This is a genomic window from Marinobacter salsuginis, from assembly GCF_009617755.1.
GTDB lineage: Bacteria > Pseudomonadota > Gammaproteobacteria > Pseudomonadales > Oleiphilaceae > Marinobacter > Marinobacter salsuginis.
On sequence record NZ_BGZH01000003.1, the window covers coordinates 94,452 to 111,275 of the forward strand.

Below are 16,824 nucleotides of genomic sequence, written 5' to 3' on the forward strand. Positions count from 1 at the left end.
AAGAACAAATCGTTAAGAAAGACTGTTTTTCACGTTTGCTCGGATAACAATAAGGAACAACTATGCGATTTCTCCTCCTGGCTCTGTTGCTGGTCAGCCCCCTGTGTTTTGCCAAAACCGTCGTTATCGTTCAAAGCTATCACATCGAATACAAATGGGATGCCGATTACATTGAGGCTGTCCGTTCGGTTCTTGGGAAGGACCACGACATAAAGGTCTTTGAACTGGACACCAAACGCCTGCCCAAGCCCGAATGGCCAGACAAGGTGGCTGAGATTCAGGGCAAGATCGCCGAGATCAAGCCGGATGTGGCCATCCTGGGTGATGACAATGCATTTTCACTGATGGCGGAGCATCTGGTGCAGCGCGAGATTCCGGTGGTATTTTTGGGAGTGAATGGTGGCCCGGTTCAGCACCCTACCCTTGAGCACCCTCTGGTTACCGGAATACTGGAACGCCCCTTCTTCGCCGACAGTATCCGGCATCTGCGAAAAGTCCTTCGGCAGAGGGATCGCTTCCTGGTGCTGATGGATGACTCACCCACCATGCGCAATGCAGTGAACGAATATTTCGGTGACAAACGCCAGGCCACTGTTTACGGCTCGGACCTGGATATCGTTCTGACCAACGACCGGGATACCTGGCTGAAATCGGTGGTAAACGCTCATGAGCGCTATGACGCCGTGGTTCTGGGAACCCACCACACCATCCGGGACAAGGACGGCAACTACGCTACTCCTTATGAACTGCTCAAAGAGGCCTACTACAGCGCTCAGCTTCCGCTTTTCTCCTTCTGGGATATCTTTGTTGGGCAGGAACAGAGCATTGGCGGTTTTACCATATCCGCTCATCAGGAAGGCCTCACCGCAGCAAGACTGGCATCGCTGATCCTCAATGGCATGAGACCAGACCAGATACCGCAACTTAAATCCATCAGTGGCCATTATGTCTACAGCGAAAGCGGCCTTGATCACTGGAATCTGCAGCTGTCGCCCATGATTGCCAGTCAGGCCAATTTTGTTGACTAGGGTCCGGTCAAGAATCTTGCACAACCAATGCGCCGATCTAACCAACCGAACGTAACACTTCAGGTTTGATCGGCCTTGCCGTTAACCATTAAAACAATCCGATAAAAGGGTAGTATTTTGGCTTCCTCTTTCCTCGAATCTGTAGAACGGAAATTAGGTGTCCCCGGCAAGCTACTGATTGCGCCGGTTTTTATCCTCGCGCTGTTCGCTTCAGTGACGTTTTTCAGCGTTTCCGAATTTCAGCAACTGGACCAACGCATGAATAAGGTCGCCCGAGACCTGGCGCCGGATACGGCGATTGGCACAGAGTCGGTTATCAGTGTTTATCGGATGCGGCTTCGGGTGTTCGATTATTTCTCCACCGGCGATGAAGAAACACTCAGCTATTTCGATGAGCTGGAGGGGGAATTCAATGAAGTGATGGCCAGGGCCCAGGAGAATATACAGGACCCAGATGCCGCCAAATTGGTGGACCGTATCAACAGCAGCACCGGTGAGTACATCAGCGCCTTCAGGAACGAGCTGGTTCCGGCAAAACGCCAGGTTCTGTCGATCATAAAGGACGAACTGGACGTTCACGGTCCAAACGCCACCAAGGCTTTAAGAATGGCCCTTAACGGCGTTGCCAACCGGGAACCCGAGAGCGATCTTCGGGCCGGCCTTGAGCAGCTCCTCAACGATGCCATGGTCATGCAATTGACCGCCCAGCGTTACCTGTCCAACGGCGACGAGGACTCCCAGAAAGCCCTCGGCTGGGCAATCGAAGACCTGGCCGATGCGCTGGAGCTGCTGGAACCCGAAGATGGTCCTGACTTTGTTCAGGTCTATATGGACACCGTCGTTGAAGAACTGGCCAACTACCAGGCGGCGGTCGAGAAGATGCTGGACCAGCAAAGCATTGTGGTCAGCGTCAAGAAAGACAAACTGGATGTGCTGGGTCCAGAAATTGCCCGAATGGCCAGAGAACTGGAGTCCACAATATTTGACTCGCTGGAAGTAGAGGCTGACGTCGCCAGTGCCGAGACCGACCTCGCCCTAAGGTTCACGCTGATTGCGTTCTTTGTGTCGTTGGTGCTTGGCCTGATCGTCGCTGTGCTGATGAGTCGGATGATGGGTGTCAGCGTCAAACGTGCCAAAACCGAAATCCTCGGTTATCTCGACGACATCGCCAACAATAACGGCGACTTGTCCACCAGGCTGACCCCGGGTCGCCCGGACGAAATCGGTGACTTCATTGGTGCCGTCAACACCTTCCTGGAAACCCTCGAGAAGACAATCTCACAAATCGTGAGGGCTTCGCGCCAACTCACAGGTGAGTCGGAATCCCTCTCCGGCATCACGGAGCGCACGACCGCCAACTCTGAACAGCAGCGCGATCAGATCACTCAGGTGTCTGCCGCCATGCAGGAAATGGTCTCGACCTCTGAAGAAATCGCTTCGAACACCAGCGAAACTGACGAATCCGCCCGCAAGGCAGCATCTCTTGCCGATTCCGGCCAGGAAACCGTTGGCTCTGCCATCAGAGCAGTCACTAACCTTGCCAATCAGGTAGAAAAAGGTTCGACGCGCATCCAGCAGCTGGAAAACGAGTCAGCCGAGATTGGCAATGTGCTTGCGGTGATTCAGAGCATTGCAGAACAGACCAACCTTCTGGCCTTGAACGCAGCTATCGAAGCGGCCCGTGCCGGCGAGGCAGGACGGGGTTTTGCCGTGGTTGCCGACGAGGTCCGCGGGCTGGCCAAACGGGTGCAGGAATCAACCGTCGATATCGAGCGCATTGTGTCACAACTTCAAAGTGGCGCAGCCGGTGCAGTTGTAGACATGAGCAAGGCCAAGCAGATGGCCGAAGAAGCCAGCGAGGAGGCGAGCAAGTCCGGCGAAGCACTGACCGATATTCTGGCCGCGGTAAACAGCATCGTCGAAATGACAACCCAGATAGCCAGCGCCACCGAACAGCAGAGAGCCACGGCATCCGAGATGACTCAAAATGTGGAGATAAGCAGTAGTGCCATTGAAGAACTCGCCGGGGATATCTCCCAGGTAAACCATTCAAGCCAATCGCTGGCCACCATGGCTGATGAGTTGAACACTCTGGTGAGACGCTTCCGCGCCAGCGAATCCTGAGCGGACAATGGTTGCAGATGTTAACCACTTCACGAGCGCGTCCATAATTACCTGATACCTTGGGGCTTCAAGTTACACAATGTAACCGGAAATGGACCGCCCGGAGGTATCCCGCCATGACGCGCTCTCAATCATCCCGGAAGGCAGGCGTACGCAGCCCTGCCCTCGCCATACTGACAGCGGCTGCCTGCCTTGGCACGGCCCAAGCCGCCGAACCCGAGAAAGTTATTTTCGCCGCAGAGAATGCGCTTTACGGGGCCGGCCATGATGTCGGACGCGCGGATGGTTGGATCGATGAACAACTCCGAACTGCCATACGCGCCTATCAAGATAAGAATGGGCTGCAAACCAACGGCAACCTGGATGCAGCAACACTGGAAGCACTCGGCGTGGCCAAAACTTCGAGCGCAACCATCGCGGCAAATTCGGTCGGCAGTCGAAAGGCATCAATGGCAAAGCTTGGTTTGTCCCTGCCCGAGCCGGCACCCGATTCTCCTGCCGTTGCCAGAGCTGAACCGAAGCCAGAGCCAGAGCCGGAGCCGGAGCCTGCGCCTCAACCTGTGGCGACACCCACTCGAACTCCTTCCGAGCAGGTTGCCCAGACACCCTCACCTGACATTAAAACGCAGGAAAAACAGGTATCTACTGCGGATACTTCAAAACAACCTGAAGTTACGATTGAGGAAAAGGCGTCCTCAGAACCCCAAGCCCCAACGCCAGACCCCACGCCGGAACCTGTGGTCGCCGAAGTAACAACACCGGAAGTCAACGAAGAACCAGACCCGGTGCTGGCCCAGCTCCCTACGGAACCAACCAGCGCGGGATACGCCGAGCAGGAAGCAACCGATACCAGGAAAGCCCAGCCAATCGAGGAAGAGACCACCGCATCAACACCCACGGCTGCCGAGAAACCTCAGAGCACCGGGGGCGGCTTTTTCAGCAAGTTGTTCGACTTCTTTTTCGGTTGGCTGGTGTGAGCCTCAGCTCTGCAACCGGTCTTTGAAGACTTTCCAGTCGATCACGTTGCCTTCAGAGTCGAAATGGACATAACCACGAAAGCTGGGGTCATCTTCCCAGGCTTTCACAAAGCCGACGGTTTCACCGTCATCTGAAACGATTTCAAAGGCTTCACTGTGGGCCCTGGCCATTTCTTTGTCGGGATCTGTGTCAGAACGTCTGAGGCTTACGGAAGAGTCTAGAGGTAAGGTGCTTTGAAGGAATTCCTGGATCATCGTCAAGCTCTCCTTTCGGGGTGAACCGGTCTGGTTCTGGAGGTAGCGTAACTATAAGCTGATCCGATAATAGAGAATACAGATTCAGATCAATTTTCTTAGACTTTTTCGAGATAAAAATACTTTAAGAACAAGGGCATATTTCATTATTGTGACAACATGTAACCTTCCGAGCCGGTTATTTTTCAACCAACTCAGAAGGTTACCTTATCCACACTCGATCGCGTCTACCGATCAGAATTTCCAGAACGGGGTGCTCAATTTCTGTTCAACGAGCTCCGGGGAAAATCCCACATCGTTCAGCAAACGGCGATCCATTGTCATTACCAAATGGACAAAGTTGCGCTTCATCCGCCAGCCTTTGTAAAGAGAAGCAGCTCTTTTCATTTTATTACTCCTTAGTCAACCCAGAATTCGGTCGGTAAAACCGGGACCTTGTTTAATTAGGATCCTATTCTAGGCTTGCCAAGGAGTTTTCTGAATACTTGGAAACCCCTATAAACAGGGGCTCCCGGCATTTTAGCGTTTCAGAATGGTGTCATTTTAATTGCAGTTTCACGACGCCTTGGCGTTTGAAATCAGCACCTGGTAAAGGTCGTCCTTGAGCTGTGCCCGCTTCTGCTTCATGCGGTGCAATTTGTCGTCGCCAATGGGAGAGTCCCTCTTTTCCAGCCCTTCAATTTCGTGATCAAGATGCGTGTACTCCTGAAGCTTTTCACTGAACTTCAGGTCATTGCTCTTGAGTTCCTGGATAAGGTCTTTGTACTGGGGGAATTCTACGTGAAGCTCGTGGCTGGAAATGCCCATCGTTATACGCTCCTTTTGTTTGCAGAGTGTTGATCAAAGCTGATCACCTTCAGCATAGACGAGCGTGCCAGTTTCTGGGCGTCTTTGACAAATCGCTAATTACGCACGACGTTGCATGGGTATAGCATGTCAGAACGTTATCCAGTTACGCCTCGGGACACTTGCGAATGACCTTTGCACGAATTACCGGCACCGGTTCTTACCTGCCTGACAACATTGTTACCAATAAAGACCTCGAGAAAATGGTCGACACCACCGACCAGTGGATTCGCGAGCGCACGGGCATTGAAAGGCGGCACATCGCGATCGAAGGCCAGACCACGGTAGACCTTGCCGAGCAGGCTGCAAAGAATGCCATTGACGCGGCAGGCATCAAGGCTGAAGACATTGACCTGATCGTGTTTGCCACCTCCACGCCAGACAAGATCTTTCCGAGCTCCGCCTGCATCCTGCAGGCCCGCCTGGGAATCCATGGCTGCCCTGCCTTCGACATTCAGGCCGTATGTAGCGGGTTTGTCTACGCCCTCGCAACCGCCGACAAATTCATCAAGACCGGAAGCAGCAAAAAAGCGCTGGTTATCGGCGCTGAGGTGTTTTCCCGCATCATTGACTGGGACGACCGGGGAACCTGTGTTTTATTCGGTGATGGCGCCGGCGCCGTGATCCTGGAGGCCGATGAGGAAACCGGCATCCTGTCTACCCACATCCACGCGGATGGTCAGTATGAAGATCTGCTGCACGTACCCTGTGGTATTTCGGACAACTACGATCAGGTAAAAGCCGGACGCGCATTCGTTGAGATGAAAGGCAACGAAGTGTTCAAGGTGGCGGTCAACACCCTCGGGAAGATCGTTGACGAAACCCTGGCCGCCAACCAGATGCAGAAATCAGAAATCGACTGGCTGGTCCCCCACCAGGCCAACCTCCGCATTATCTCGGCGACGGCAAGGAAACTGAACATGTCCATGGACCAGGTGGTCGTCACCGTCAATGAGCACGGTAACACCTCAGCTGCATCCATTCCCCTGGCCCTTGATGTAGCGGTAAGAGACGGTCGCATCAAGCGCAATGAAGTACTGCTGCTGGAAGCGTTCGGCGGCGGCTTCACCTGGGGCTCAGCGTTGCTGAGATACTGAGTCAGCCTACGCACACCCGGTTGCGCCCCGATTCCTTGGCTTCATAAAGGGCTGAATCGGCTCTATCGACCAGCCCCTCGGGCGTGACCTCCGTTGCCACGCCCGTTGTGGTTAGGCCAAGGCTGATGGTTACGTACTCTGCAACTGAAGACAGCTCGTGGGGCATTGCCCGTTCAAGAACCCCTTTTCGACAGGACTCCGCAATCACCCCGGGATCGGCAGTGTCCGGCAAGATGATTGCGAATTCCTCACCGCCATACCGTGCGACCAGGTCCCCGGGCCTCTTTGCCATATCTCTCAGAATGCTCGCGACCTCTTTCAGACAAGCATCGCCTGCCGGGTGACCATATTCATCGTTGTATTCTTTGAAAAAATCGATATCGATCATGATCAAAGACAACCGGGTACCGTCTCGCCCCGCCCGCCTGACCTCTCGCTCAAGCACGGTATCGAAATGTCGCCGATTAGCGAGCCCTGTCAGGGCATCCGTAAGTGAAATCTGCTCCAACTGAGCCTTTGCATCCGTCAACGCCAGGTTTCGTCTGGCACCTGCCAGGAAATACCCGACAACAACGCACACAAGAACAATGCCGGAAGAGGCTACAAACACCGGCAGCATACCGCGTTTTTCGCGAATCAAGCGAGCAGACGGAACCGCTTCAACGGTCCACTGACGACCCGCAATCTCAAACTCTCCCGCCCGGTATCGATTATCGTGCTGCCATGATTCGGAAGTTGGATCCCCGGATCTGAAAAGCAGCTTCTCATCTCCCCCCGTTCGATCAATCACTTCCAACAGAAGATCGCTTCCAAGCTCACTTCCGACAGCCTGCTCAACCAGCTCTCCAACCCGAAAGACACCATTGATAAAGCCGAAATGATGAACTTCAAAGTCATCTTCCGCCGCCGTGGCCCCCGACTTGACTCTATATAGCGGCGCGAATACCAGAAACCCTTGCTGATTCTCCGGTTCCTGAACCAGACGGATACCGGCCGTCGCCACCATTTCGCCGGTCGCCTTTGCCCGGTCAAGCGCCTCGAAGCGGGAGCCTTCACTGGCAAGATCAAATCCAAGCGCCGCGCGGTTATCAGAGAGCGGCTCAATGAATTGAACTGGAACGTACAGAGCTCTCTGCCTCACTGGAACCAGCCCGTCCGATCCTGCCTCGCGAACAGTGAAGTTCCGGAAAGCCTCGCCCTGCTTGCGAGAGAACTCGCTAAGTTGTTCCTGCTCGAGCACAGGCGCCCAGGCAAACGCCTGGATGGCCGGGGATCGATCGAGGACGTTCCTCGTAAGTGTCTCGAAACGGGCCCGGGTCATTTCAGGCATGATTCCCACGGCTGACTTCAGCGCATAGAGAATCTCGAGGTTCAACAAAACCTCGCGTTCAATGCTATCGGAAAGTTGATCTATGTCCGCCTTGAACTCGAGCTCAACGGCTTTCGATTCCTCGATATAGAACAGTCTTCCAAGGGCAAGACTGATGACCACGCCTACGGTAAAAGCGACTGCGGCTGGCACAAATATTCGTCTTTTCGGGTAACCTGCTGCGGACAATCTGAACATCCTCTCGAGTCGCTGGAATTGGTACCAAAAGCCTGCAAAAACACTTGCTCAGATAGCTTTTACGTATCCCGGCATTCCCGGGATGTGAGGGAATGTAAATAAGCAGTGAAGCGTTCCTGAATGAGATTGGCACCCGAAAGGCCATTCGGTTAAACTGTATTTTTATACAGTAATAAGCAATCCCACTGCGAGGAAAAACCATGGCAGTACAAGCAGTCTACTTTTCTGATAGGGACGGCCTGGATATGGCACTGAAAAATCCTGAGACGATGCTGTTCACTTCAAAAGCCGAAGCCGACGCACGAGACAAAGTGCTCGAGTTGGCCGAAGAAATTCAGGTATTCCTGGGCCGCAAGGTCGAGGGGCTGGGTGACGACCTGGCCGAACGCTGCGCCATGGCCATCGCCGAGGATAAAGAACTGTTCCAGAAGGCCCTCAAAAAGCCAGAGCTTCTGAACGCGGATCAGTAAAAAACTTCAAGGGCGGCAGTAATTTGCCGCCCTATTTTCACCCAACTTCTATCCATCTGCCATTGTCATAGCGCACGATTCCCTGGTCAGCCATTCGGTGCAGACTGACCCACTGGTTATCCACCAGCGCGGCTACATCCCGCTGGCGATGCAATACCGATTCGATTCGATCCGCTGGTGCATCAATAAGAACCGTCAGACGGACCGGTTCATGACGCCAATAGGTGCCGTCGTGCACAGACTGTAACGGCAGACCGATTCTCAAATGCGCGCCGTTGCCTTCGACCACACCCACGTTACCCCCAACCACCGAATGCAGTAGCTTATTACCGGCACCGTAAACCTCGGGAACGGTAACGGACGCGAAATACTGGAGGTTGATCCAGTTGGCGACCACCATGGGTGCCGCCAGTAGAGATTCAAGGAGAGCACCATCAGCGTCTTGAGCCGGGTCATAGTCATGCAGGAATACCCGCCCCGACAGGTCGCACCCCCGGGTTTTGTTTCGTTTGGCAAATATGATGGCCGCGTTATTGGCCAGGCCCCACTCCGGGCGCACCTCAGACCAATCCCGGGTTCGGGTTTCCATGGCCTCCTCGAGGTTCGCATCGTCCAGACCATTCAGTTTCAATGGTGTGGCCCGCTCCTTCCGCACGCGAACGCCAGCCCCTGCAAACCCCGCTTCGAGATCCGCCAGCCTCTGTACATGGGAATCCGGAATCAGGTGGCGATCGGCAATCGTTACTTTATCCGTCGCCGTGCAATGCTCGGCAGCCACCACCCACGTAAAGTCCGGGATCCTGATGCCCTCGTCTGCCAAGCCTGCCCGAACCTGTGGGTCGTTCAACAGGCGCGCCGCCAGCCGCGCGTTGACGCCACCACTCTGCCCACCGCAGGCACCACACTCCAGCCCGGCCTGGTTCGGGTTGTTGTCGGTATGACTTCCATGGCCAACCAGCGCCAGCAAAGGTGCAAAACCGTTGGTCAGAGACATGCCACGGAGCATATTTGCGACCAGCGCAACCTTTTGGGGATCCGACAGGGGGTCCCCGCCAAGACTGTGCACCAACCGGCCCTCGACGGCTTTTTCATCTTTCGCTCTATGGCCTTTTTTCAACGAGTCCTTCAGCAGCTTCCAGGCCCAGGCCAGACCGGTCGTTTCGACCAGCGTGAAGGTCGACAGGCTGGTGTATTTCGCCTTCCTCACCGATTCCCGGGCAATTTCTCTCTGATCCAGGGAGCGGTTTTCTGCCAAATCCTCGCGCAAGCTGCCCCTGGTATCGATCAACCGGTACGAGGCGGGCAACAGACCCGGCAAACGGCGAGCCGGCGCGAACGGTCCGTGCTGCTGGTGGTCAATTGGCATTCCGAAGAACCCGGCAAAGCCGAGGGTCTGAACCCCGGGATAAACCTCCTCCAGGTGGCGGCGCATGACTTCAGAGCGGACGTCAATACAGAATACGGCCTGGGCGTCCGGTCTTTCGCTTTCGTGATCGGATGCTGGTTGCTTCTCGTGACCAGCCGCGAGCGCGCTCCAGAGAGTGCGTTGATAGCCGATTTCAAAGGCACGTTGCCAGACCCAGAGCCTCGTGCGAATGTCGTGGTCTCCGTTGCGACGCGCCCGTGCTCTCTGCCTCTGCCACTCGTCTTTCTGGGCCGTTGTTGCGAAGGCAACACCGGCGGATTCCCATACCAGCATGATGGCCAGTATCTCCGCGCACCGATCCGATGAGCGGCCCTCAAGGCCGGCCCGCCAATCCTCACCCCGGCACCAGGACGCCCAGCCGTTCACCTTCAGCAACAGGCTGTGGCACAGGGCCTCAAGCTCTTCCCCGAAGACACCGATCCGATTCAGGGCGTCAGAAATGGCTTGGTCCATCTTGTCTGGCACGCTTTTGAAGAAGGCCCTTGCGCCTTTGAGGCCGGTACTGAAATCGAGGGAAAGGTCGCTGCGGGCGGACTCCAGCCAGAACTGGAAAAGACCCGTCTCGGGGCTATCGTCAACAGCTGACCAGCGCCCCTGCCGCTGATCGAAGAAGGCGCCACACACACGCGACACCTGATTACAGGCCGTGTCGGCCAAACCACCCTGATCGTCGCCGCTTGCCAACCTGTAGGTATCGAGTATGGAGCTTTTCAGGGGTGCTCTTGTGGAAGGTGCCCGACCAAGCCAATCCAGATACCATGCTGTGCTCTGCACATCGCCCCGTTCGGCGATGCTTGCCTGCAAATCCTCCCGCCGGATCCGACCACCTTGCCAGGCCTCCCGATAGAACTCTGTTGGCATAAGCATGCTGAATCCGCCGCGCTCGCCGAGCACCTGGTCAGCCCGCGAAGCCGGCAGGTGCCGCAGCCCCCAGAACGGATTCACCGCAATCCACTGGTCCAGGGGCCAGACTGGAGCGATAAGCTCGCATGCCTGCCGGAAGGGCTTTTGCCAGTCATCCGTCATTGCACCCAGATCCGGGACCGACTCGCTGACGCCACTCATGATCTCTCCTCCAGTCTGAACGGATGGTGGGGAACACGGTGAAACATGGCAGGCACCTTGAGGGCTTCCGCCGCCAGGTAATGCGTCAGCCGGTCAAACGGCAACTCGAGATAAAGCCCCTGACGGAAATGGACACACAGCGTTCGGGTTGCCGGAAAACGGGCCCCGAATACGATCATCAAAGAAAAGACGGCCAACACCGCGACCATTGCAGACGCAACCGACCAGGCTGCAATGGGGATAACAAAGCCCTCGTGCACAGGCACTGCCGGGCCAACCAGGAAGTGCAGCAGCGAGTACAGGGGAACCAGCAGCACAGCCAGGCCTGCAAGCCTCAGCTTTACCGCAGAGGTCGCTCCGGCCGGAATACCCATGGCAGCCGCGGAGACCGCCAACACCAACAAAGCTCCGAATACCGGGTTGTTCTCCACGATCCACGGAGCCACAACCAGGATAGCGGCGGCCAACAGGCCGGTAGAACCGGCCCAAAACAGCCGACTGGCCGGCGACGATTCCGGAAATGGATTTGCCGCAGATACTGCCACGGTGCGACCGGAAGCCAGGAAAGAGTGTGCCTTGTACAGCGAGTGAGCCAGCAGATGCAGCAGAGCCAGGGTGTAAGCGCCCATACCGATCTCAAACAGCATGAACCCCATCTGCGCGCAGGTGGACCACGCCAGGGCATGCTTGACGGAGTACTGCGTCATCATGGTCAGGACCGCAACGATCGCTGTCATACCACCGAAGACCAGCAACACCATGTGGCCCGCCGTGAAGCCGTCAAACACGGGGAACAGGCGCAGCCAGAGGAACCCCCCAAGGTTGATTACACCGGCGTGAAGCAACGCCGATACCGGCGTCGGCGCTTCCATCACGCGGATAAGCCAACCGTGAAAAGGAATCTGGGCGCACTTGAGTACTGCCGCCAGGGCCAGAACAACCGATGCCACAGTCAGGGCAGTGGATCCGCCATCACGGGCGGCCTCAGCCTGAACCATTTCCGGGAGGTAAAAGGTGCCGTAGTGAAGATACAGGGCCACGACTCCGGAGATGACCAATGCATCGCCTACCCGACTGACAATAAACTTCTGCACTGCCGCCATACGGGCCTGGGGGCGGTCCTGGTAGAGGGTCAGCAAATGATGCAAGGCCAGACTGACACCAATCCAGGCGCCCGCAAGAATCAACAGGTGGTTGGTGAATACCAGGATCAGGACAGAAGCAACGGTGACAAGAAACCAGGGGAAAAACCGGTCGCGGCCGGGATCCTGGCTGAGGTAGTTGTTCGCGAACCGCAGTATCACCCAACCGATAAAGGCCACCATGAGCGCCATCCAGACTGCAATACCGTCCGGGTAGAGACCGTATCGACTACCGAGGTTTGCCAGGGTGTTACTGTTTCCGCCAACGCTGGCCTGCAACAACAGCAGTCCGCCCACCATCAGGGACGCAGCCATAGAGGCCACCAGTAGCCATCCGGCCACTCTCCAGCAGTGGTTCAGCTTCAGCGGACTTTTCAGCCAGCCACTCAACCCTGCCAGTACGAAAAGACTCACCGGAAGCAGCAACCAGATTGCGAGGATCAATAGCGATGACGATTCAGCGATTGGGTGCATATCAGCAAACCTCCTGTTTGCCAGTACTTTGCCTTGACCATTCACATATAAAAAATGGTTTATACTGATCACTTCATTCTTTTTTTGAGAACGAAAAGCCATGAAGCTCAACTACCACCATCTCTACTATTTCTGGAAGGTCGCTCGAACCGGCCATCTGACCCGGGCCGCCGACTCGCTGCATATTTCCCAGTCCGCGCTGTCCGGACAGATCCGGAAGCTGGAGGAGAGTCTGGGGCATGACCTTTTTATCCGTGAGGGGCGGCGCCTGAAGCTGTCTGAAGCGGGCCGCATGGCGTTTTCATACGCAGAAGAGATATTCCGGCAGGGTGAGGAACTGACAGCGTTGTTTGCCTCTGGCGCCCAGCCCAATCGGGAAATCCTGAGGATCGGGGCGGTCGCTACCCTTTCCCGGAACTTCCAGGAGGGTTTTCTCCAACCCCTCCTTAATCGCGAGGACCTGGAGCTCAGCTTGCAAAGCAGTCACATCGATGAATTGCTGCGGCGGCTTTCAGCCCATCGGCTGGATTTGATCCTTGCCAACCAGTCGGTACACGGCGACGAGCAGAATCCGTGGCGGTCGCGTTTGATTGCGAAACAACCGGTCAGCATCATCGGCCCCCGGGGGGTGGATGTTCAGGGCGATTTTGTCGACGTGCTGCGCGGCAGGAGCCTGATCGTTCCAGGGCCCGACAACAACATACGCCAGGCCTTTGATCAGCTGTGCGAATACCACCGGCTGCGGCCGAGCATCGCCGCGGAAGTGGACGATATGGCCTTGATGCGACTGCTGACCCGGGACACCGGCCACTTTGCCATCATGCCGCCGGTGGTCGTGCGGGATGAAATGAGAAGCGGTGCTCTGGCGGATTACGGCGCTCTGCCCGGCGTTTTCGAGGAATTCTACGCCATCAGTATCCGACGCCAGTTCGAGACGCCGGCGCTTCGGGAACTGCTGTCTCAAACCGAGGACAGTTTCCTGAGCCGCACGCCGATTGGTCATTCTGACTAGCCCGTGTGGCGAGAAATGTCATCCCTACCGGGTGGTTACATGCGTATACTGACTTCGAAAGACCACAATAATAATGCCGGACACCTGAATATGACCCAAGCCAGTCGCCGTGAACACCCGTCCATTCTGATTATCGGCACCGGTTTCGGTGGCCTGGGAATGGCCATCAAACTGAAACTGGCAGGCTTCACCAACCTGACCCTGCTGGAAAAAGCCGACCGTGTTGGCGGTACCTGGCGCGATAACACCTACCCCGGCGCTGCCTGCGATGTACAGTCGCACTTCTACTCCTACTCCTTCGAACCGAAGCACGACTGGTCTCGGAAATTCGGGTTGCAGGGGGAAATACTCGGCTACATGAAGCACTGCGTCGAGAAATACCGGCTTGGCGATCATATCCGTTTCCAAGCGGAAGTACAGGAAGCCACCTTCGACGATCACTCAAACCAGTGGACGGTCACACTGGCTAACGGCGAGCAACTCACCGCGGACGTACTCATAACCGCCACCGGCCAGTTGAACCAACCTGCCTGGCCAAAGCTCGACGGCCTGGATCGCTTCCAGGGCAGGATGTTCCACTCGGCCCGGTGGGATCATGACTACGACCTGACCGGTAAACGGGTGGCCGTTATTGGTACCGGCGCCAGCGCCATACAGTTTGTCCCGGAGATTGCACATAAGGTTGAACAGCTTGACCTGTTTCAGCGCTCCGCAGCCTGGGTACTGCCTAAACCGGATCGACCGTTCAAGCGCTGGGAGCAGACGCTTTTTCAGAAACTGCCTCTCTGGGACCGCTTTTATCGTTACCTGATTTACTGGAAAAACGAGAGCCGGGCCCTGGCGTTCACAAAATTCAGCGGCCTGCTGGAGTATTACGCCAACCAGGCCAAACGTGAGGCGAGAAAGCGGGTATCGGACCCCGCCAAACTGCAAAAGATCATTCCCGACTACAAGATCGGCTGTAAGCGCATTCTGATTTCCAATGACTGGTATCCGGCCATCAACCGGCCCAACGTGAACCTGATTACCGACCCCATCGAGCGCGTTAACGAAACCGGCGTGATAACCCGGGAAGGTCAGCACCATCCTGCAGATGCAATTATCTGCGGTACCGGTTTCCGGGCCTCGGAGTTTCTTTCGCCCATTCGGATAACCGGCCGTGACGGAAAAACCCTGAACGACGCCTGGCAGAATGGCGCCGCCGCCTTCAAAGGCATTACCGTAAGCGGCTTCCCCAACATGTTCATGCTCTATGGCCCCAACACCAATCTGGCCCACAACTCGATCCTTTACATGCTGGAATCCCAGTTCCGATACGTACTGGAGTGTCTCGAAGCACTGGAAAAATACCCCCACTCCGCCATGGATGTGCGCCAGGACCGTCAGGACCGCTTCACCCAGGTGGTTCAGCAAGGTCTGGAAGATACGGTCTGGAGCTCCGGCTGCACGTCCTGGTATCTCGACGCCAACGGCCGAAATACGGTCAACTGGCCGGGATTCACCTTCACCTACCGGTTCGCTACCCGCCACGTAGACACCGCTGATTATCAGTTTCTCTACCCGGGGCAGCCCCCGGGCTAGGTGTCCGATTTCAACATTTCCTTGAAGGCTGGCGTAATTCATAGGATGATTGGGTTATCGGGTTGAGGGATGATAAACACCATGCTGGAACGTATCCGCAAAGGCTCGCTGGTGGAAACCGCAATAGAGAGCCTCAGAAACGCAATCGAGAAAGGCGATTGGTCGGTGGGAGATCGCCTGCCCGTGGAATCGGAGCTGTCTGATTCCCTCGGAGTCAGCCGAAATACCGTGCGGGAGGCAGTTCGGGTACTTGTGCATGTAGGCATGCTGGAAACCCGCCAGGGCGATGGTACCTACGTGCGCGCCACTCGCGACGCTGGGGAAACCCTACGGAGGATTGCCCGCACCCAGCTGGCGGACCAGCTCGAAGTACGTATCATGCTGGAAACGGAAGCCGCCAAACTGGCCGCGGCGAGGCGAACCGACCGGGATCTGCAGCAGATGACCAAGGCCCTGGATGCGCGCGCCAAGGCGGGACAAAATCTTCAGGCCCGCATCCGCCACGATGAAGCCTTCCACCATGCCCTGGTCGCCGCGTCCCATAATTCCGCGCTGGTAGAACTGTACGATTACTTCTCCCACGCCGTCAGCCAGACCATAGAGCAGACCGAGACGGATACGGATCTTCCGGAGCCCTCCCAGGAAGACCACGAACTGCTGCTCGCCGCCGTCAGAAGGCAGGATGAGAGCAAAGCCGAGACACTCGCCCGAGAGCTTCTTAAACCAAGCCTGCAGGCACTCAAGCACAGGGAGTCCTGATTCATGAAATTCCGGATCGACACCTTTACCCTGCTGCTGCTCGGTGCCATCGTCCTGGCGACGTTCCTGCCGGCCACCGGCCAGGCCGGGGACGCCCTGGCAACGGCCGGAACCGTTGCCGTCGCTCTGCTCTTCTTCTTTCATGGCGCGGCACTCTCTCGGGAACAGATCATCGCCGGTGCCACTCACTGGCGACTGCACATCCTGATCACCTCGCTCACGTTCATCTTTTTTCCGCTGGCGGTGCTGCCGATCAACGGACTCAGCGACATTGCGCCTTCCTGGATGCCGAGGGATCTCGGGCTCGGATTCCTTTACCTGGGCGTGCTGCCGTCGGCGGTTTCTTCCTCCATCGCCTACACAGCAATGGCCAGGGGCAATGTACCCGCAGCCATCTGCAGCGCAGCCGCCTCCAATGTCTTCGGCATGATGCTGACGCCGTTCCTGCTGTTGCTGCTGGTAAGTACATCCGGTGGCGGGGATTTCTCCATTGCGGAGGCCCTCAAAGACATTATCCTGCAACTACTGCTGCCCTTTGCCGTGGGCCACGCCCTAAGGCCCTGGCTCGGAGGGTTCCTGGGCAGAAACGAAACGCTGATGTCGCGCTACGACCAGTGCGTGATCTGGCTGATTGTTTACTCTGCCTTCTCGCATTCAGTGGAAAGTGGGCTCTGGGAGAACCTGCCGCTCCAGGCCATTCTGTTCGCCATCGCGCTGTGCCTGGGCTTGCTGCTGTTGTTTATGGTGTTTGCGAAATTCCTGGTGCGGCGATTTGGCTTCAGCCTGGAAGATGAAGCCGCGGTGGTGTTCTGCGGCTCGAAGAAGAGTCTGGCATCTGGCTTGCCGATGGCCAAAGTTCTGTTCTCGGGCCATCCCGGTTTTGGCATGATCGTGTTACCGATCATGTGCTACAACCAGATACAGGTGATTGTGGGAGCCATCCTGGCCCAGAAGTACCGGGAAAAAATTGAACGGGCAAACGCGAACGAGACCAGCTAACC

At 56.4% G+C, this 16,824-nt stretch carries 15 protein-coding genes; 9 read left to right on the plus strand and 6 right to left on the minus strand.

The features are described from left to right. Window positions 1-62 precede the first annotated feature (62 nt). From GJU83_RS14605 to GJU83_RS14615, 3 genes are all read left to right on the plus strand, one after another. The gene (locus GJU83_RS14605; protein WP_069185260.1) at window positions 63-1,028 is read left to right on the plus strand and encodes an ABC transporter substrate-binding protein; all 966 of its coding nucleotides are present in this window, start codon (window positions 63-65) and stop codon (window positions 1,026-1,028) included. A 258-nt stretch (window positions 1,029-1,286) separates the two neighbouring features. Next, window positions 1,287-3,152: a methyl-accepting chemotaxis protein gene (locus tag GJU83_RS14610; protein ID WP_227514630.1), complete on the plus strand. Its 1,866-nt coding sequence runs from the start codon at window positions 1,287-1,289 to the stop codon at window positions 3,150-3,152. Window positions 3,153-3,268: 116 nt separating this feature from the next. Continuing rightward, complete coding sequence (locus GJU83_RS14615; protein WP_228715194.1) at window positions 3,269-4,129, plus strand: peptidoglycan-binding domain-containing protein; 861 nt, start codon at window positions 3,269-3,271, stop codon at window positions 4,127-4,129. 3 nt (window positions 4,130-4,132) lie between these two features. On the opposite strand, the gene GJU83_RS14620 is transcribed toward GJU83_RS14615, so the two are convergent. The 3 genes from GJU83_RS14620 to GJU83_RS14625 form a co-directional block, all read right to left on the minus strand. Then, window positions 4,133-4,384, minus strand: a complete 252-nt coding sequence (locus GJU83_RS14620) for a hypothetical protein (protein ID WP_069185262.1) — start codon at window positions 4,382-4,384, stop codon at window positions 4,133-4,135. 234 nt (window positions 4,385-4,618) lie between these two features. Next, window positions 4,619-4,771, minus strand: a complete 153-nt coding sequence (locus GJU83_RS18980) for a DUF1127 domain-containing protein (RefSeq protein WP_167352733.1) — start codon at window positions 4,769-4,771, stop codon at window positions 4,619-4,621. A gap of 168 nt (window positions 4,772-4,939) precedes the next feature. Then, complete coding sequence (locus tag GJU83_RS14625) at window positions 4,940-5,191, minus strand: HP1242/YdcH family protein (RefSeq protein WP_069185263.1); 252 nt, start codon at window positions 5,189-5,191, stop codon at window positions 4,940-4,942. A gap of 167 nt (window positions 5,192-5,358) precedes the next feature. Between GJU83_RS14625 and GJU83_RS14630 the strand changes: the two genes are divergently transcribed. Beyond that, complete coding sequence (locus tag GJU83_RS14630) at window positions 5,359-6,327, plus strand: beta-ketoacyl-ACP synthase III (RefSeq protein WP_069185264.1); 969 nt, start codon at window positions 5,359-5,361, stop codon at window positions 6,325-6,327. A 1-nt stretch (window position 6,328) separates the two neighbouring features. Here the strand turns inward: GJU83_RS14630 and GJU83_RS14635 are convergent, their stop codons facing one another. Next, entirely contained in the window at window positions 6,329-7,849 is a 1,521-nt protein-coding gene (locus tag GJU83_RS14635; protein ID WP_069185265.1) for a CHASE domain-containing protein, read from the minus strand. Between the two features lie 245 nt (window positions 7,850-8,094). On the opposite strand from GJU83_RS14635, the gene GJU83_RS14640 reads away from it, so the two are divergent. Beyond that, on the plus strand, window positions 8,095-8,364 hold the full coding sequence (locus GJU83_RS14640; protein WP_069185266.1) for a YebG family protein: 270 nt from the start codon (window positions 8,095-8,097) through the stop codon (window positions 8,362-8,364). A gap of 37 nt (window positions 8,365-8,401) precedes the next feature. Here GJU83_RS14640 and GJU83_RS14645 read toward each other — a convergent pair whose 3' ends face one another. Together GJU83_RS14645 and GJU83_RS14650 are read right to left on the minus strand one after the other, a co-directional pair. Further along, window positions 8,402-10,855, minus strand: a complete 2,454-nt coding sequence (locus GJU83_RS14645) for a YbcC family protein (protein ID WP_153634629.1) — start codon at window positions 10,853-10,855, stop codon at window positions 8,402-8,404. Beyond that, on the minus strand, window positions 10,852-12,471 hold the full coding sequence (locus GJU83_RS14650; protein ID WP_153634630.1) for an NADH-quinone oxidoreductase subunit L: 1,620 nt from the start codon (window positions 12,469-12,471) through the stop codon (window positions 10,852-10,854). The genes GJU83_RS14645 and GJU83_RS14650 overlap by 4 nt, the downstream gene beginning before the upstream one ends. A gap of 100 nt (window positions 12,472-12,571) precedes the next feature. Here GJU83_RS14650 and GJU83_RS14655 point away from each other — a divergent pair, with 100 nt between their 5' ends. The 4 genes from GJU83_RS14655 (at window position 12,572) to GJU83_RS14670 (ending at window position 16,822) form a co-directional block, all read left to right on the plus strand. Beyond that, complete coding sequence (locus GJU83_RS14655; protein WP_069185268.1) at window positions 12,572-13,483, plus strand: LysR family transcriptional regulator; 912 nt, start codon at window positions 12,572-12,574, stop codon at window positions 13,481-13,483. Window positions 13,484-13,573: 90 nt separating this feature from the next. Then, a complete protein-coding gene (locus tag GJU83_RS14660; RefSeq protein WP_069185269.1) occupies window positions 13,574-15,064 on the plus strand; it encodes a flavin-containing monooxygenase in 1,491 nt (496 codons plus the stop codon). An 81-nt stretch (window positions 15,065-15,145) separates the two neighbouring features. Then, entirely contained in the window at window positions 15,146-15,823 is a 678-nt protein-coding gene (locus GJU83_RS14665) for a FadR/GntR family transcriptional regulator (protein WP_069185270.1), read from the plus strand. A gap of 3 nt (window positions 15,824-15,826) precedes the next feature. Continuing rightward, the gene (locus GJU83_RS14670; protein ID WP_069185271.1) at window positions 15,827-16,822 is read left to right on the plus strand and encodes a bile acid:sodium symporter family protein; all 996 of its coding nucleotides are present in this window, start codon (window positions 15,827-15,829) and stop codon (window positions 16,820-16,822) included. The last annotated feature ends 2 nt before the right edge of the window (window positions 16,823-16,824 follow it).